The sequence below is a fragment of the Pseudomonas sp. Irchel 3H9 genome (genome assembly GCF_900187495.1).
GTDB lineage: Bacteria > Pseudomonadota > Gammaproteobacteria > Pseudomonadales > Pseudomonadaceae > Aquipseudomonas > Aquipseudomonas sivasensis.
Genome location: NZ_FYDK01000009.1, coordinates 54,891 through 71,886, shown reverse-complemented (window position 1 = coordinate 71,886; position 16,996 = coordinate 54,891). Strand labels below are relative to the sequence as shown.

At 60.6% G+C, this 16,996-nt stretch carries 14 protein-coding genes; 5 read left to right on the top strand and 9 right to left on the bottom strand.

The features are described from left to right. The first annotated feature begins 153 nt into the window (after window positions 1–153). The 3 genes from epsC (at window position 154) to mgrA (ending at window position 4,669) form a co-directional block, all read left to right on the top strand. A complete protein-coding gene (epsC, locus tag CKW32_RS25615; RefSeq protein ID WP_095186296.1) occupies window positions 154–1,080 on the top strand; it encodes a serine O-acetyltransferase EpsC in 927 nt (308 codons plus the stop codon). Window positions 1,081–1,483: 403 nt separating this feature from the next. Further along, window positions 1,484–3,445 (top strand): choline transporter BetT, encoded by a 1,962-nt coding sequence (gene betT / locus CKW32_RS25610; protein ID WP_163033287.1) that lies wholly within the window; start codon window positions 1,484–1,486, stop codon window positions 3,443–3,445. Window positions 3,446–3,631: 186 nt separating this feature from the next. After that, entirely contained in the window at window positions 3,632–4,669 is a 1,038-nt protein-coding gene (mgrA, locus tag CKW32_RS25605) for an L-glyceraldehyde 3-phosphate reductase (RefSeq protein ID WP_095186295.1), read from the top strand. A 65-nt stretch (window positions 4,670–4,734) separates the two neighbouring features. Here mgrA and tauD read toward each other — a convergent pair whose 3' ends face one another. From tauD to CKW32_RS25570, 7 genes are all read right to left on the bottom strand, one after another. Next, entirely contained in the window at window positions 4,735–5,571 is an 837-nt protein-coding gene (gene tauD / locus CKW32_RS25600) for a taurine dioxygenase (protein WP_095186294.1), read from the bottom strand. A gap of 11 nt (window positions 5,572–5,582) precedes the next feature. Then, window positions 5,583–6,419 carry a taurine ABC transporter permease TauC gene (tauC, locus tag CKW32_RS25595; protein WP_095186293.1) on the bottom strand — a complete coding sequence of 279 codons (837 nt, stop codon included), beginning with the start codon at window positions 6,417–6,419 and terminating at the stop codon, window positions 5,583–5,585. After that, window positions 6,416–7,195: a taurine ABC transporter ATP-binding subunit gene (tauB, locus tag CKW32_RS25590; protein ID WP_095186292.1), complete on the bottom strand. Its 780-nt coding sequence runs from the start codon at window positions 7,193–7,195 to the stop codon at window positions 6,416–6,418. The genes tauC and tauB overlap by 4 nt, the downstream gene beginning before the upstream one ends. 13 nt (window positions 7,196–7,208) lie before the next feature. Next, complete coding sequence (gene tauA / locus CKW32_RS25585) at window positions 7,209–8,186, bottom strand: taurine ABC transporter substrate-binding protein (RefSeq protein ID WP_095186291.1); 978 nt, start codon at window positions 8,184–8,186, stop codon at window positions 7,209–7,211. A 250-nt stretch (window positions 8,187–8,436) separates the two neighbouring features. Continuing rightward, a complete protein-coding gene (gshA, locus tag CKW32_RS25580) occupies window positions 8,437–10,020 on the bottom strand; it encodes a glutamate--cysteine ligase (protein WP_095186290.1) in 1,584 nt (527 codons plus the stop codon). A 214-nt stretch (window positions 10,021–10,234) separates the two neighbouring features. Further along, window positions 10,235–10,618 carry a PaaI family thioesterase gene (locus tag CKW32_RS25575; RefSeq protein WP_050442803.1) on the bottom strand — a complete coding sequence of 128 codons (384 nt, stop codon included), beginning with the start codon at window positions 10,616–10,618 and terminating at the stop codon, window positions 10,235–10,237. Then, complete coding sequence (locus CKW32_RS25570; RefSeq protein ID WP_095186289.1) at window positions 10,618–12,954, bottom strand: Tex family protein; 2,337 nt, start codon at window positions 12,952–12,954, stop codon at window positions 10,618–10,620. Before CKW32_RS25570 ends, CKW32_RS25575 begins: the two co-directional genes overlap by 1 nt. Before the next feature lie 356 nt (window positions 12,955–13,310). On the opposite strand from CKW32_RS25570, the gene ompR reads away from it, so the two are divergent. Together ompR and CKW32_RS25560 are read left to right on the top strand one after the other, a co-directional pair. Continuing rightward, complete coding sequence (gene ompR, locus CKW32_RS25565) at window positions 13,311–14,051, top strand: two-component system response regulator OmpR (RefSeq protein WP_015373500.1); 741 nt, start codon at window positions 13,311–13,313, stop codon at window positions 14,049–14,051. Between the two features lie 116 nt (window positions 14,052–14,167). Continuing rightward, window positions 14,168–15,481, top strand: a complete 1,314-nt coding sequence (locus CKW32_RS25560; protein ID WP_032884939.1) for an ATP-binding protein — start codon at window positions 14,168–14,170, stop codon at window positions 15,479–15,481. A gap of 140 nt (window positions 15,482–15,621) precedes the next feature. Here the strand turns inward: CKW32_RS25560 and rimK are convergent, their stop codons facing one another. Together rimK and CKW32_RS25550 are read right to left on the bottom strand one after the other, a co-directional pair. After that, window positions 15,622–16,527: a 30S ribosomal protein S6--L-glutamate ligase gene (gene rimK, locus CKW32_RS25555; RefSeq protein WP_003171022.1), complete on the bottom strand. Its 906-nt coding sequence runs from the start codon at window positions 16,525–16,527 to the stop codon at window positions 15,622–15,624. Then, the gene (locus CKW32_RS25550) at window positions 16,524–16,973 is read right to left on the bottom strand and encodes an ATP-dependent zinc protease (RefSeq protein ID WP_177326413.1); all 450 of its coding nucleotides are present in this window, start codon (window positions 16,971–16,973) and stop codon (window positions 16,524–16,526) included. The genes rimK and CKW32_RS25550 overlap by 4 nt, the downstream gene beginning before the upstream one ends. Window positions 16,974–16,996 lie beyond the last annotated feature (23 nt).

Genomic DNA, 16,996 nt, shown 5'->3' with positions numbered 1-16,996 from the left:
GGCTAAGGGATGAAGCGACTATAGGCAGGCACTTTTCATCGGGCAACCGTCAATCGCTTATGCCCGATGGTTCTTAGCATCACACCATTGGTTCTTAATGGCGGCCAGGGTGCATACCGTAAAGTGATGGCCATTACGTCAGGAGTAAATACTGTGAGTGAGCGTTCCAGTCATTGGCAATTGCAGACCATTGTCAGCCAGTTGCGCGGCGCCCGGGACCAGTGGCGAACGCGCAATGGCCGCTTGAGCGGCGAGCATGGCGGACGCGAATTGCCGTCCCGAGAAGCCGTTGCACAAATCCTCGAAGCGCTGTGCGGCGCGCTGTTCCCGATGCGCTTGGGGCCGGCGGATTTGCGTGAAGAAAGTGAAGATTTTTACGTCGGTCATACCCTCGACGTCGCGCTCAATGCGTTGCTCGCTCAGGCGCGTCTTGAGCTGCGTTATGCCGCGCGACAGGGCGGGCAGGATGACAGCCAGATCGATGCCCACGCCATCCGCCTGATCCAGGGTTTTGCCCTGGCCTTGCCGTCTCTGCGCAGCCTGCTGGACACCGACGTACTCGCCGCTTACCACGGCGACCCGGCCGCGCGCAGTGTGGATGAAGTGTTGCTGTGCTATCCGGGGATCCTGGCGGTGATTCACCACCGTCTGGCCCACCACTTGTACCGCGCCGGCTTGCCGCTGCTGGCGCGGATCATTGCGGAAATCGCCCACTCGGCCACCGGCATCGACATCCACCCCGGCGCGCAGATCGGCCCGAGCTTCTTTATCGACCATGGGACCGGTGTGGTCATTGGTGAAACCGCGATCATCGGCGAGCGGGTGCGCATCTACCAGGCCGTGACGTTGGGCGCCAAGCGCTTCCCGGCAGATGAAGACGGGCAGTTGCAGAAAGGCCATCCGCGTCACCCGATCGTCGAGGATGATGTGGTGATCTACGCCGGGGCGACGATCCTCGGGCGGATCACCATCGGCAAGGGCTCGACCATTGGCGGCAATGTGTGGCTGACGCGCAGTGTGCCGGCTGAGGCGAACATTACTCAGGCGAATCTGCAGCATGATGACGGGGCGCAGAAGTAAAACCCTACGCAGATCCCCTGTGGGAGGGGGCTTGCTCCCGATAGCGCAGTGTCAGTTGGTACATTCATTGACTGACACGCCGCCATCGGGAGCAAGCCCCCTCCCACATTGTTAGCCTCATTCCAGATTTACCCCGCAATCGCTGAACGATTTGCCTCCCCCACCCGTCATACCAATCCTTGAGCTAGTGTAGGAATAACCGACCACTCAGCCCTGCGATTAGTCCAAAACCGCCTATCCATGTTTAACTTGAATGTTCGTTCAAGTTAAACCCGGTGGTTCGCTGCCCGCTCACAACAGGAGGCTTACCTTTGCTGAGTCCGTTATTTACAGCCACATGCTCCAACCTCGGGGTGCATCGCTCATGAGTGCATCGTCCACCCCAGCCAGCGGCCAAGTGCGCATGAATGCGCCGGTTTTCTACTTCGCCGCGACCTTCATCCTGCTGTTCGGCATCACTGTCATCGCTATCCCGCAACAGGCCGGTGCCTGGTTGCTGGCAGCGCAAAACTGGGCGGCCAATACGGTCGGCTGGTACTACATGCTGGCGATGACCCTGTATCTGGTCTTCGTGGTGGTCACCGCGCTATCGGGCTACGGCAAGATAAAACTCGGTGCCGACCACGACGAGCCCGAATTCAGTTACCTGTCCTGGGCCGGCATGCTGTTCGCCGCAGGGATCAGCATCACGCTGTTCTTCTTCTGCGTCTCCGAGCCGCTGACGCACTTGGTGCAGCCGCCCCAAGGCGCGCCGATGAACGCCGATGCCGCGCGCCAAGCCATGCAGATTCTGTTTCTGCACTGGGGCCTGCACGGTTGGGGTGTGTTCGCGTTTGTCGGCATGGCGCTGGCGTATTTCGCCTACCGGCATAACCTGCCACTGGCGTTGCGTTCGGCGCTGTACCCGCTGATCGGTAAGCGCATCAACGGCCCTATCGGCTACGCGGTGGATGGCTTCGGCATCATTGCCACGGTGTTTGGTCTTGGCGCCGACATGGGCTTCGGCGTGCTGCACCTCAACTCCGGCCTCGACTACTTGTTTGGCATTGCCCACACCCAGTGGATTCAGGTCGGTTTGATCACCCTGATGATGGGCGCGGCGATCCTTGTTGCAGTGGCCGGCGTCGATAAGGGCGTGCGGGTGATGTCCGACATCAACATGCTGCTGGCTTGCGCGCTGCTGCTGTTTGTATTGTTCGCCGGGCCTACCCAGCACTTGCTCAACACCTTGATCCAGAACATCGGTGACTACCTCGGCGCGCTGCCGACCAAGAGTTTCGACGTCTACGCCTACGACAAACCGAGCGACTGGCTGGGCGGTTGGACGGTGTTCTACTGGGCCTGGTGGATCGCATGGTCGCCGTTCGTGGGCCTGTTTATCGCGCGGATTTCCCGTGGCCGCACCATCCGCGAATTCGTGTTCGGCGTGCTGCTGATCCCGCTGGGCTTTACCCTGGCGTGGATGTCGATCTTCGGCAACAGCGCCATCGACCAAGTGCTCAACCACGGCATGACCGCGCTCGGTCAGTCGGCCATCGATGACCCGTCGATGAGCCTCTACCTGCTGCTGGAAACCTATCCGTGGAGCAAAACCGTTATCGCGGTGACCGTGTTTATCAGCTTCGTGTTCTTCGTCACCTCGGCGGACTCGGGCACGGTAGTTTTGTCGACGCTGTCGTCCAAAGGCGGTAACGCCGATGAAGACGGGCCGAAATGGCTGCGGGTGTTCTGGGGTGCGATGACCGCGCTGGTCACCAGTGCGTTGCTGTTTGCTGGCAGTATCGACTCGCTGAAATCGGCGGTGGTGCTGACCTCGCTGCCGTTCTCGCTGATTCTGTTGCTGATGATGTGGGGCCTGCACAAGGCTTTCTATCTGGAGTCGCAAAAGCAGATCGCCCAGTTGCATTCCTTGGCGCCGATCTCGGCTTCGCGTAAAGGCAAGGGCGGCTGGCGCCAGCGCTTGAGCCAGGCGGTGCATTTCCCATCGCGCGATGAGGTGTACCGCTTCCTTGAATCGACGGTGCGCCCGGCGATTGAAGAAGTGACGGCGGTGTTTGTCGAGAAGGGACTTTCGGTGGTCACCCAACCGGATCCATCCAACGACAGCGTGAGCCTGGAAATCGGCCATGGCGAGGAGCATCCGTTCATCTACCAGGTGCAGATGCGCGGCTACTTCACGCCGTCGTTTGCCCGTGGCGGCATGGGCTCCAAAGAGATCAACAACCGCCGCTATTACCGGGCGGAAGTGCACTTGAGTGAGGGCAGCCAGGACTACGACCTGGTGGGCTACACCAAGGAGCAGATCATCAACGACATCCTCGACCAGTACGAGCGGCACCTGCAGTTCCTGCACCTGGTGCGCTAGGTTTTGCGCAGGCCGGCGGTGACGTTGGCTTGCGTGAAATTGCAGTTTTTTATGAGTCTTATCGTTCCTCTGGCGTAGGACTTTGCTGTACAACGAAAGGGCAGACTTAAGCGATTCAGCTGGTTAAAAGGCCTGGGAATAACCTTATTCCCAGGCCTTATTTGCCCTAGACCCAGAGAGGATTCGATGACGTACATTGCTGCCGAAAACCGCTATGAATCTATTCCGTATCGCCGCGTAGGCCGCAGTGGATTGGTGCTGCCTGCACTGTCCCTGGGGCTGTGGCACAACTTTGGCGACAGCACCCCGATCGACACCCAGCGCGCCCTATTGCGCACGGCGTTCGACCTGGGTATCAACCACTTCGACCTGGCTAATAACTACGGCCCGCCCTACGGCAGCGCCGAGATCAATTTCGGTCGTTTGCTGCGTGAAGACTTCAAGCAGTACCGCGACGAATTGATTATCTCCAGCAAGGCCGGTTGGGACATGTGGCCCGGCCCTTACGGCCAGGGCGGCGGTTCGCGCAAATACGTGCTGGCCAGCCTGGACCAAAGCCTGCAGCGCCTGCGCGTCGACTATGTGGATATTTTCTACTCCCACCGCTTTGACGCCGACACCCCGCTTGAAGAAACCGCCAGCGCCCTCGCCACCGCCGTGCAACAAGGCAAGGCGTTGTACATCGGCATTTCGTCGTATTCCGGCGTGAAGACTCGCGAAATCGCTGCGCTGCTCAAGGAGTGGAAGGTACCGCTGCTGATCCACCAGCCGGCCTACAACCTGCTCAACCGCTGGGTGGAAAAAGACCTGCTCGACACCACCGAGGAACTCGGCGCCGGCGTGATCGCTTTTACGCCACTGGCTCAGGGTTTGTTGACCGACAAGTACCTCAACGGTGTGCCGGCTGATGCACGGGTCAATCGCCCGGGCGGTGGTTCGTTGCAGGCCAAACACTTGTCCGACGCCAACATCGCCCATGTGCGTGCGCTGAACGAAATCGCCCAGCGTCGCGGTCAGAGCCTGGCGCAACTGGCACTGGCGTGGACGTTGCGTGATCCACGGGTCACCAGTGCGCTGATCGGCGCGAGCCGGCCGGAGCAGATTATCGAGAACGTCGGAGCGTTGAAGAACTTGAGCTTCACTGCGGAAGAACTGGCGGAGATTGATCGGTTTGCGCAGGAAGGCGGGATTAACCTGTGGGAAAAGCCATCGACCGCTGAATAGTTTGGTATGACTCGGTCAATGTGGGAGGGGGCAAGCCCCCTCCCACATTTGATGTGCAGTGTGGTTTAGAACGGCACGTCCCCAAGAATCGTTGCCCGATGCATCACCCGCCGCTGCGGCCGGTAGTCATCCACCGCGTAGTGCTGGGTCACGCGGTTGTCCCAGAAGGCCACGTCGTTCTCCTGCCAGCGCCAGCGGATCGTGAATTCCGGCCGTGTCGCATGGGCAAACAGCAGCTTCAGGATCGCTTCGCTCTCTGCGGGCTCAAGCTCATTGATCCTGGTGGTAAACCCCTCACTGACAAACAGCGACTTACGCCCGCTCACCGGATGCGTGCGCACGACCGGGTGCGACAGCGGCGGGTTCTTCCTACGGGTTTCTTCCCAGCGCAACAGGTCTTCGGCGGTGTTGCCGAAGCGCTCCAGCGGAAAAGACTTAGTGAAATCGTGGGTGGCGGTGAGGCCGTTGAGCAACGCCTTAAGCGGCTCGGACAACGCCTCATACGCCGCAATACCACTGGCCCACAACGTATCGCCACCAAACGCCGGCAACAGCTTGGCGCTAAGTACGGCGCCGAGCGCCGGGGTGGGCAGGAAGGTCACGTCGGTGTGCCACACGGCGTTGTCGCGCACGTCGGTGACGGCGGTATCGAGGATCAGCACTTCGGGCTGTTCCGGCACGTTGGGGTAGATCGGATGAATATGCAGGTCGCCAAAATTCGCGGCGAACCGCGCTTGTTGCTGCGGGGTGATCGGCTGGCCACGGAAGAACAGCACCGAGTGGCTGAGTAACGCCTGCTCGATGGCATCGCGGTGTTCGGCGCTCAGCGGCTGGGTAATATCGACGCCACTGATCTGGGCGCCCAAGGCAGTGCTCAATGGGGTAACGGTCAGGTTGCTCATCCGGTTCTCACTCAATGTGCCTGGCCATGCCAAGGCACTAACTTACGCTGCAGGGCACGCAGGCCCATTTCCATGGCGAAGGCGATCAGAGCGATCACCAGGATCCCCAGCACCACCACATCGGTGACCAGGAACTGCGCCGCCGACTGCACCATAAAGCCCAGGCCGCTTGTGGCGGCGATCAGCTCGGCAGCGACCAAGGTCGACCAGCCCACACCCAGTCCGATGCGCACGCCGGTGAGGATGTCAGGCAGGGCGCTTGGCAGGATCACATGGCGAATCAGCTGGGCGCGGGTGGCGCCCAATGACTGCGCGGCGCGCAATTTGGCCGGGTCGACGGTGCGTACGCCGGTCGCGGTGGCGATGGCAATCGGTGCGAAGATCGCGAGGTAAATCAGCAGCACTTTAGACAGCTCACCGATGCCGCACCAAATCACAATCAGCGGCAGGTAGGCCAAAGGTGGAATCGGTCGGTAGAACTCGATCAGCGGGTCGAGAATGCCTCGGGCAATGCGATTGGAACCGATGGCGATGCCCACCGGCACGGCGGTCAGCACCGCGAAGCCCAGGCCCAGGCCGATACGGCTGAGGCTTGCGCCCAGGTGTTGCCACAGAGTGGAGTCCATATAGCCCGTGGTCGCGAGCAACCAGCCTTTTTGCAGCACGGCGGACGGCGGTGGCAGGAACAACGGTTCGATCAAACCGGTGGCGGTCACCCCCCACCAAATTGCCAGGAGCGCGGCCAGTGTCAGCAGGCTGATCCAGCGTGTGCTTAAGCTGCGGCGCACCGTAATGACCGCGTGCGTCACCGGCTTGGCGGCGGTGGCGGGAAGTTCGTAGCTGCTCATGCGGACACCTGCCGTTGGGAGAACACTTTGCCCAGCACGTGTTCGCGGGTCTCGATAAAGCGCGGGTCGGACTTGATCACCCGCGCCGACTCACCCGCCGCATAGCGTTGGCCGAAGTCCAGGTGCAGGCGTTCCACGATCTGGCCTGGGTTGGGCGCCAGCAGGATCAAATCAGTGGCGAGGAACACGGCTTCTTCGATGTCATGGGTAATCAGGAACACAGGCTTGGCCGTGCGGCGCCAGACTTGCAGCAACAGCTCTTGCATCTGTTCGCGGGTGAAGGCATCGAGGGCGCCGAAGGGTTCGTCCATCAGCAGCACACGCGGGTCTGCCGCCAAGGCGCGCGCCAAGCCGACGCGTTGCTTCTGGCCGCCGGAGAGCTGCCAGATACGGCGGCTGTCGAAACCCGCCAGGTCCACCAGCGCGAGCATTTCCCTGGCACGTACTTCACGTTGCGCCTTGGGTACGCCGGCCAATTCGAGACCGAAGCCGACATTGGCCAACACATCCTGCCAGGGCAGCAACGCATCGTCCTGGAACACCACGCCACGCTCGGCGCTGGGGCCTTTGACCGGCACGCCATCAAGGGTAATGCGCCCGGCAGAAGGTTCGACAAAACCGGCAATCAGGTTCAACAGCGAGGTCTTGCCACTGCCGGACGGCCCGAGGGCCACCAGCAATTGCTGGGGCCCAAGGTCGAGTGAAATATCCGCCAGTACCGGTTCCGGGGCGCCTGGGTACTGTGCGCTGATGCGCTCCAGTTGTAGCAAGGCCATCGCGATGAACTCCTCAGTTAGTAATGAACTTGGCGCTGACGTAAGGCGCGTAGTCCGGCAGCACGGCGTCGACCTTGCCTTGTTCCTTGAGGAACGCAGCCGTATCGGTCACGGCCTTGGTAGTCGGGGCGCCCAGCAGGGTCACTTGGTCAGCGGCCAGCGGGTAGACGTTGCCTTGCAACAACAGCGGGATATCGCTGGCCTTAGCGCCGGATAGCTTCACCAACTTGTCGACGTTGCCTTTGTCGGCGAGCCAGGCTTGTGGGTCTTTGCGGTAGGCGGCGTAGGCATCCAGAGTGACTTTGGCGAAGGCCGTGACGATTTCCGGGTGCTTCTCGGCAAAATCCTTACGCACGATCCACGCATCGAACGTTGGCGCGCCGAACTTGGCCAGCTCGCCAGAGGTGATCAGCACTTTGCCGTTTTCCTTGGCCACGCCCAACGCGGGATCCCACACGTAGGTGGCGTCGATATCACCGCGCTTCCAGGCGGCGATGATCGCCGGTGGCGCGAGGTTGAGGATGGTCACTTTCGACGGGTCGATGTTCCAGTGCTTGAGTGCGGCCAGCAGGCTGTAGTGGCCAGTGGAGACGAAGGGAACGGCGATCTTTTTGCCGATCAGGTCCTGGGGGCTGTTGATCCCCGAACCGTTGCGCGCCACCAGGGCTTCGGCCCCGCCAATCTGGGTGGCGACGAGGAAGGTTTCCACTGGCACTTTGCGGGTGATCGCCGCGGTCAGCGGGCTGGAACCGAGGTAGCCGATCTGCACGTCACCGGAGGCGATGGCGGCAATGATGTCGGCGCCATTGTCGAATTTGCGCCAATCAATTTTGGCGTTGGTGGCTTTTTCATACGCGCCGTCGGCCTGGGCGACTTTGGCCGGATCCACGGTGGTCTGGTAAGCGATGGTCACATCAGCCGCCTGGGCAAACAGGCTGGCACCGGCCAGGGACAACGCCGCCAAGAGGCGCAGGGGGGTTAAAAGTTTCAAGGGGAAGCTCCTCAATCAGGCGGCCGAGGGTCGGCGTGAGAGGAGACTAAATGATCTAAGAATCCAAAAATAAATAACATTTTCGAATTAGCTTATGTGGGGAAAGGTTGAAGCAAGTCTTGAGCTTGATGAGGGCAAATGTGGGAGGGGGCTTGCGCCCGATGGCGGTAGCTCAGCCACTGATGGGTGACTGACGCTCTGCTATCGGGGGCAAGCCCCCTCCCACATTTTGAGCCGGGTCCGGCTTCAGTTAGTTACTGATGGCGAGAATGCTGGCCTGGTACGACCCCACAAACACATCAAAATCGCCCACTTCGTTCTGCTCCAGTTCCGCCTGTTGCGCCAGCGATTTGCGCGCCAGGTCCTCAAAGCGCGCCTGCTCTTCTGCGGGCAACGGCTCACGGCGGAAATACTCGGCATGCAACTCGCTCTGATGCAGGGAGAACTGCGCGAAACTCTCTTTGCGCTCGGCCATCGCGGCCAGTACCTGCGCCGACGGGGTCAGCGATGGGTCGTTGACCTTAGCAAGCTGGGCGTCCAGCGCCTGGCTGTGCTCGCTGATGCCATGGCTCTGATCGAGCAGGGCGGCCAACGGTGCAATCTTCTCCAATAGCTCGGTGGCCCATTCCTTCATGTCCACCGGCGCGCCGTCGCGCTGCAATTGCAGGCCCGGACGGCGACCTTCCTTGACCACGCTGAGGAAGTTGGCGGTGGCATTGCCGCACGCGTTGTTGGCGAACAACGGGCTGTCGTTCAGCGCGCAGTACAGCAGGAACGCGTCGAGGAAGCGCGACTCGGGCAGGTCGATGCCCATCGGCAAGAACGGGTTGATGTCCAGGCAACGCACTTCGATGTACTGAATGCCGCGTGCCACCAGCGCCTGGATTGGTCGTTCACCGGTGTAGGTCACGCGCTTGGGGCGGATGTTGGAGTAGTACTCGTTTTCGATCTGCAGGATGTTGGTGTTGAGCTGTACCCACTCACCGTCCTTGTGCGTGCCGATTTCGACGTAAGGCGCGTAGGGTGTTGCCACCGCTTCGCGCAGGCTGTCGGTGTAGCTCGCCAAGTCGTTGTAGCACGGCGTCAGGCCGGCCTGGGCGTTGCTCTGGTAACCCAGGTCACTCATGCGCAGGCTGGTGGCGTAGGGCAGGTAGAGGGTGTCGGCGTCGAGCACTTCCAGCTGGTGCGAGCGACCGCGCAGGAAACCCGCGTCCAGGGCCGGTGAGGCACCGAACAGGTACATCAGCAGCCAGCTGTAACGGCGGAAGTTGCGGATCAGCGCGATGTAAGCCGTGGACTGATAGTCGCGGTCGGTGCCGACGAACCCTTCAGTTTCCTTGAGCAACGGCCACAACTGTTCCGGCAGGGAAAAGTTGTAGTGGATGCCGGCGATGCACTGCATGGTCTTGCCGTAACGCAGGGCCAGGCCCTTGCGGTACACGTACTTGAGCTGTCCGATATTGGAGGTGCCGTAGTAGGCAATCGGAATATCTTCCTCGGCCGGCAACGGACACGGCATCGAGGGGCTCCACAGGTATTCGCTGCCCAGCTTGGTGTAGGCAAAGCGGTGGATCTTGTCCAGGCTGCTCAGGGTATCGGCCGGGTTGGGCAGGGCTGGGGTGATGAACTCCAGCAGCGATTCTGAGTAGTCGGTGGTGATCTGTTCGTGGGTCAACGCGGCGCCCAGAGCTTCCGGGTGCGGCGTTTGCGCCAGGCGACCTTCACCCGTGACACGTAGGCACTCACGCTCGATGCCATGCAGGCACTGCTCTAGCAGGGAGAGGTGTTCGCGCTTGCCGAGCAGAGCCAGGCGGCGGTTGAGAAGTTCGCTCAAGTTGGATTCCTTCACGCGTCAGTCGCCCCAATATGGGGGTGGGCAGGACGGTCTACAAGGGTGAAGTTAAAACTGGCGTGATCGCCTGGTTGTGAGTCGATTTGACCCGCGGTAAAAAAGCCTACTTCACTCCATGAATTGGGCCATAGCGCAGCAGGAAAATTCCGACGCCGTTATCGCAGCGCCGAAATTAACTCAAATCGTGGGTGGTGAGCTATAGGACAGCGAAGGTGCCCTGTGCTTTTGCGACAAGTCGTTCCTCCTGATACACATCGGCTTCGACCACCAGGGTGCGCCGGCCGGCGTGAATCACACGGCTGGTGCACAGCACATCCCCGTCTTCCACGGCGCGGATGTAGTTGATCTTGCACTCGATGGTCGCGCTCTGCTGGTCGAAACCATGGGAACTGGAACAGGCCAGCCCCATGGTGATGTCTACCAGGCTGAAAATCGCCCCGCCATGGAGCTTGCCCGCGCGGTTGCGCAGGTGCGGCTCCAGGGTCAGGGCCACCTCGGCAACGCCTTCTTCCAGGCGTTGCAGGCGGCAGCCGATCAGTTCGCTGAAGGCGCTCTGAGTCAAACCGGCCGGGATTTCCATCAACGTTTCTTCAACTGCTTGGCGTTGGCGAACAGCGAGGCCATGGCATTGTTGCTTGGCGCCGCGGTTGCGGTTTCCTTGCGCGGTTGACTGCTTTCGGAGCGGTTCTGCGACTGGCGCGGCGCCGAGCCTGGGCGTGCGCCACGGGCACCGTCGATTTTCTCGCCGGGGGTGTCGCTCATACGCATAGACAGACCAACGCGTTTGCGCGGGATGTCGACTTCCATGACCTTGACCTTGACCACATCACCGGCTTTCACCGCTTCACGTGGGTCTTTAATGAACTTCTCCGAAAGTGCGGAGATATGCACCAAACCATCCTGATGCACGCCGATGTCCACAAACGCGCCAAAGTTGGTCACGTTGGTCACCACACCCTCCAGGATCATGCCCAGCTCCAGATCCTTGAGGTCTTCGACGCCGTCCTGGAACTCGGCGGTCTTGAACTCAGGACGTGGGTCGCGGCCAGGCTTTTCAAGCTCTTGCAGGATGTCGGTGATGGTCGGTACGCCGAACGTTTCGTCGGTGTACTTCTTCGGGTCCAGGCGCTTGAGGAACGCAGCGTCACCGATCAGCGAACGGATGTCGCGGTCGGTCTCGGCGGCGATGCGTTGCACCAGCGGATACGCTTCCGGGTGAACGGCCGAGGAATCCAGCGGGTTGTCACCGTTCATTACGCGTAGGAAACCGGCGGCTTGCTCGAAGGTTTTCTCGCCCAGTCGAGCGACCTTTTTCAACGCGGCGCGGGTTTTGAACGCGCCGTTTTCGTCTCGGTGAGTGACGATATTCTGCGCCAGCGTGGTGTTCAGGCCGGAGATACGGGCCAACAGCGCGACCGAGGCAGTGTTTACATCCACGCCAACCTTGTTCACGCAGTCTTCCACCACCGCATCCAGGCCACGCGCCAGCTTCAGCTGTGACACGTCGTGCTGGTACTGGCCGACACCGATGGATTTAGGGTCAATCTTCACCAGTTCGGCCAGCGGATCCTGCAGGCGACGGGCGATGGATACCGCGCCACGGATCGACACGTCGAGGTCCGGGAATTCCTTGGAAGCCAGTTCCGACGCCGAGTACACCGAAGCGCCCGCCTCGGAGACCATGACCTTGGTCATCTTCATGGCTGGGTATTTTTTGATCAGCTCGGCGGCAAGCTTATCGGTTTCACGGCTGGCGGTGCCGTTGCCGATGGCGATCAGGTCCACCGAATGCTTGGCGCACAGGGCGGCCAGAATCGCGAGGGTCTGGTCCCACTTGTTATGCGGCACGTGCGGGTACACGGTGGCGTGGTCCAGCAGCTTGCCGGTGGCATCGACCACGGCGACCTTGCAGCCGGTGCGCAGGCCCGGGTCGAGGCCCAGGGTGGCGCGCGGGCCGGCTGGTGCGGCCAGCAGTAGGTCGTGCAGGTTGTGGGCGAAGACGTTGATCGCTTCGGTTTCGGCGCCGTCGCGCAATTCGCCCAGTAGGTCGGTTTCAAGGTGGGTGTAGAGCTTGACCTTCCAGGTCCAGCGCACTACTTCACCGAGCCACTTATCAGCAGGACGATTCTGATTCTGGATGCCGAATTGTTGACCGATCATGCCTTCGCACGGGTGCATGGTGCCCGGCAGCTCGTCGCCGACTTTGAGTGCGGAGCTGAGAATGCCTTCGTTGCGGCCACGGAAAATCGCCAGTGCACGGTGGGACGGCATGCTCTTGAGCGGTTCGTCGTGTTCGAAGTAATCGCGGAATTTGGCGCCCTCTTCCTCTTTGCCGGCGATGACGCGAGCGCTGATGATGGCTTCCTGCTTGAGGTAGGTACGCAGTTTTTCCAGAAGGCTGGCGTTTTCGGCGAAGCGCTCCATGAGGATGTACTTGGCGCCTTCGAGGGCTGCCTTGACATCGGCAACGCCTTTTTCAGCGTTGACGAAGCGCGCGGCTTCGGTGTCCGGGGTCAGCGACGGGTCGTTGAAAAGGCCGTCGGCCAGTTCGCCCAGGCCGGCTTCGAGGGCGATCTGGCCCTTGGTGCGGCGCTTTTGTTTGTATGGCAGGTAAAGGTCTTCGAGGCGGGTTTTGGTGTCGGCGAGCTTGATGTCGCGCTCAAGCTGCGGGGTCAGCTTGCCCTGTTCCTCGATGCTGGCGAGGATGCTGATACGCCGTTCGTCGAGTTCTCGCAGGTAGCGCAGGCGCTCTTCCAGGTGACGCAGTTGGATGTCGTCGAGGCTGCCTGTCACTTCTTTTCGGTAACGGGCGATGAAGGGCACCGTGGAGCCTTCATCCAGTAGAGCGACGGCCGCTTCGACCTGTTGTGGGCGTACACCGAGTTCCTCGGCGATGCGGCTGTTGATGCTGTCCATAAAACCACCTGAAATTCTTAGAAGCAGCTCGCAGGCCCGGAAAACAAGGCCTTGCGCAGCTGGTTGAGCGGCCCGACTGGCGCCGCTGCCTGGGTCAAGAGGCAGCCTATTGACCCTCGAAATCGGAAAAATCGCGACAAGCGGGTAAAAAAGCTTGGCAGTAAAAAGGTAACGATCTGACGTCGCCCTGTATGAGGGCGCCGCATTATAACCAGCGTTTTGTCCTTGAGGGCTACTGCGCGGGTGGTTGTAGGGCGCGGGTTTGCTGGCAGTTGAGGAAAAATCTGCTAACAATGCACACGGTGCGTATAACGACAGCTACGCCATAATGCGCGCCGAGATAAGAGGAGCATCTAATGAGCAGCACTGCACAAACTGCTGAAGGCGAAAAAATTCTCATCGTTGATGACGATCCAGGGCTGAGCAGCCTGCTGGAGCGTTTCTTCAATTCCAAGGGCTACCGTGCCCGCGCGGTGCCGAACACCGAGCAGATGGATCGCCTCCTGGGGCGCGAAGTATTCAACCTGGTCGTACTCGACCTGATGCTGCCCGGCGAAGATGGCCTGACCGCATGCAAACGCCTGCGCGGCGCGAACAATCAGATTCCAATCATCATGCTCACCGCCAAAGGCGATGAGCTGAGCCGCATCAAGGGCCTTGAACTGGGCGCCGATGACTACCTGGCCAAACCCTTCAATCCGGATGAGTTGATGGCGCGGGTCAAAGCCGTATTGCGCCGTCAGGCACCGCCAGTACCGGGCGCGCCAGGCAGCGAAGACGAAAGCGTTACCTTCGGCGACTACGAACTGTCGCTGGCGACCCGCGAACTCAAGCGCGGCGATGAAGTGCACATGCTCACCACCGGCGAATTCGCCGTGCTCAAGGCGCTGGTGATGAACGCTCGCCAGCCGCTGACACGCGACAAACTGATGAACCTGGCTCGTGGTCGTGAATGGGACGCCCTGGAGCGCTCCATCGACGTGCAAATTTCCCGTCTGCGCCGGATGATCGAGCCGGACCCTTCCAAGCCACGGTATATCCAGACTGTCTGGGGCGTGGGTTATGTGTTTGTGCCGGATGGCACCGCAACCAAGTGATCGATGATTTGCAGGGCGGGCATCCTGGCGTTTGACTCCATGAGGGGCGACGGGATGCCCGGCGTCTGCAATTCTGCGAGCGCCGCTCGTTCCTGCAAGGTGTCCAGCTTTCATCTATGAAAACCCCGCTGTGGTTCCCACAAAGTTTCTTCTCCCGCACCCTTTGGCTGGTGCTGATCGTCGTTCTGTTTTCCAAAGCGCTCACGCTGGTTTATCTGCTGATGAACGAAGATGTGCTGGTGGATCGACAGTACAGCCACGGTGTGGCTTTGACGCTGCGCGCCTATTGGGCCGCCGATCCCGAGAACCGCGAGAAGATTGCCAAGGCCGCCACTCTGGTACGCGTGGCGGGTGCAGGTGTGCCGGAAGGCGAGCAACATTGGCCTTATAGCGAGATTTACCAGCGCCAAATGCAGGCCGAACTGGGTGAAGACACCGAAGTACGGCTGCGTATGCATGTGTCTCCTGCATTGTGGGTACGTGCGCCGAGCCTGGGTGAGGACTGGCTGAAAGTGCCGCTGTACCCTCATCCTTTGCGGGGGCAGAAGATCTGGAACGTGCTGGGCTGGTTCTTGGCGATCGGGCTGCTTTCCACAGCATCCGCGTGGATCTTTGTGCGCCAGCTCAACCAACCCCTTAAACGATTGGTGTTTGCCGCCCGGCAATTGGGTCAGGGGCGTAGCGTGCGCCTGCCGGTCAGCGATACACCAAGTGAAATGACCGAGGTATACGGCGCGTTCAACCAGATGGCAGAGGATGTCGAACAGGCCGGGCGCGAACGCGAGTTGATGCTGGCCGGTGTCTCTCACGACCTGCGCACGCCGCTGACACGCTTGCGACTGTCCCTGGAGTTGATGGACAACCATACCGATCTGACCGACGACATGGTCCGCGATATTGAGGATATGGACGCGATTCTCGATCAGTTTCTGGCGTTTATCCGCGATGGCCGCGATGAGGTGGTTGAGGAAGTCGACCTGACGGATTTGGTGCGCGAGGTGGTTGCGCCCTATAACCAGAACGGCGAACAAGTACGGATGCGCCTTGAGCCGATCCAGCCGTTTGCGTTGCGACGTGTGTCGATGAAGCGCCTGTTGAACAATTTGATTGGCAACGCCTTGCATCACGCCGGTTCTGATGTGGAAGTGGCGGCGTACGTTTCGGGCGACAGCGCCGCACCTTATGTGGTGCTGAGTGTGATGGACCGTGGCACGGGGATCGACCCGGCGGAACTGGAGGGCATCTTCAACCCGTTTACTCGTGGGGACCGTGCACGCGGTGGCAAAGGCACGGGGCTTGGGCTGGCGATCGTGCGACGAATTGCCTCGATGCATGGTGGCAATGTTGAGTTGCGTAATCGCGAAGGCGGCGGCCTTGAGGCGCGGGTGCGTTTACCGTTGGGCTTGATGTTGCCCAGAGACGCGGTCTAACAAACAACGCAGATCAAAATGTGGGAGGGGGCTTGCTCCCGATTGCAGTGGGTCAGCTACCAATAAGCTGGCTGATCCACCGCTATCGGGAGCAAGCCCCCTCCCACATTTGGTTTACGTGTGCCACAGACTGCGTTTTATCAGCCCTTGCCCTTGGTCCTGGTCATATTCGGCCCACCATTCTTCTCTAGATGCTGAATGATGATCCCCGCCACATCTTTGCCAGTGGTGGTTTCGATACCTTCCAGGCCCGGGGATGAATTGACTTCCATCACCAGCGGCCCGTGGTTCGAACGCAGGATATCTACCCCCGCCACGGCCAACCCCATCACCTTGGCCGCCCGCAGCGCGGTCATGCGCTCCTCAGGGGTGATCTTGATCAGGCTGGCGCTGCCGCCGCGGTGCAGGTTGGAGCGAAACTCTCCAGGTTTGGCCTGGCGCTTCATCGCCGCAATTACCTTGTCGCCCACCACGAAGCAGCGGATATCCGCACCCCCTGCCTCCTTGATGTATTCCTGCACCATGATGTTCTGCTTGAGGCCCATGAATGCCTCGATCACCGACTCCGCCGCGGTTGCGGTTTCACACAGCACTACGCCAATGCCCTGTGTGCCTTCCAGTACCTTGATTACCAGTGGCGCGCCGTTGACCATCTCGATCAGGTCCGGGATGTCATCGGGTGAGTGGGCAAACCCGGTGACCGGCAGGCCGATCCCCCGGCGCGACAGCAGTTGCAGCGAACGTAATTTGTCCCGCGAGCGCGCAATGGCCACGGACTCGTTCAAGGGGAACACCCCCATCATCTCGAATTGGCGCAGCACCGCGCAGCCATAAAACGTCACCGAGGCGCCGATCCGCGGGATTACGGCATCAAAGCCTTCCAGCGGTTTGCCTCGGTAATGGATCTGCGGCTTGTGGCTGGCAATGTTCATATAGGCACGCAACGTGTCGATCACCACCATTTCGTGGCCACGTTCGGTGCCGGCCTCGACCAGGCGGCGGGTGGAATACAGACGCGGGTTTCGCGACAGCACAGCAATCTTCATGCAGCACCTGGGGCAGAAATAGTAGAGACCGGGAACACCGGCTTGTCTTGAACGTACTTGATGCCGGGGTTGACCACCAACTGGCCGTCAATCAGCGCCTTGGAACCCAGCAGCAAGCGGTAACGCATAGCCTTGCGGCAGGCCAGGGTGAACTCCACCCGCCATACCCGATCACCCAACGCCAGGGTGGTGCTGATCACATAGCGCACCTGCGCATGGCCGTTAGAGCTCTTGATGGTTTTCATCGTCACCAAAGGCGCTTCGCAGCGGCGGTGGCGCAGTTGCACAACACTGCCCAGATGTGCGGTGAAGCGCACCCACTTCTCACCGTCGCGCTCAAAGGGTTCGATATCGGTGGCGTGCAGGCTTGAGGTGCTGGCACCTGTGTCGATCTTCGCGCGCAGGCCTGCCACTCCCAAGTCGGGAAGTGCCACCCACTCACGCAGACCCACAACGGTCAAATGGTCAA

Coding starts and splice junctions, on each gene's coding strand:
- CKW32_RS25575 (WP_050442803.1), bottom strand. CDS start 10,618: ATGGAAATCCCGGCCGGTTTGACTCAGAGCGCCTTCAGCGAACTGATC.
- betT (WP_163033287.1), top strand. CDS start 1,484: ATGAATGCGCCGGTTTTCTACTTCGCCGCGACCTTCATCCTGCTGTTC.
- tauC (WP_095186293.1), bottom strand. CDS start 6,419: ATGAGCAGCTACGAACTTCCCGCCACCGCCGCCAAGCCGGTGACGCAC.
- CKW32_RS25560 (WP_032884939.1), top strand. CDS start 14,168: ATGAAAACCCCGCTGTGGTTCCCACAAAGTTTCTTCTCCCGCACCCTT.
- ompR (WP_015373500.1), top strand. CDS start 13,311: ATGAGCAGCACTGCACAAACTGCTGAAGGCGAAAAAATTCTCATCGTT.
- tauB (WP_095186292.1), bottom strand. CDS start 7,195: ATGGCCTTGCTACAACTGGAGCGCATCAGCGCACAGTACCCAGGCGCC.
- tauD (WP_095186294.1), bottom strand. CDS start 5,571: ATGAGCAACCTGACCGTTACCCCATTGAGCACTGCCTTGGGCGCCCAG.
- mgrA (WP_095186295.1), top strand. CDS start 3,632: ATGACGTACATTGCTGCCGAAAACCGCTATGAATCTATTCCGTATCGC.
- CKW32_RS25570 (WP_095186289.1), bottom strand. CDS start 12,954: ATGGACAGCATCAACAGCCGCATCGCCGAGGAACTCGGTGTACGCCCA.
- rimK (WP_003171022.1), bottom strand. CDS start 16,527: ATGAAGATTGCTGTGCTGTCGCGAAACCCGCGTCTGTATTCCACCCGC.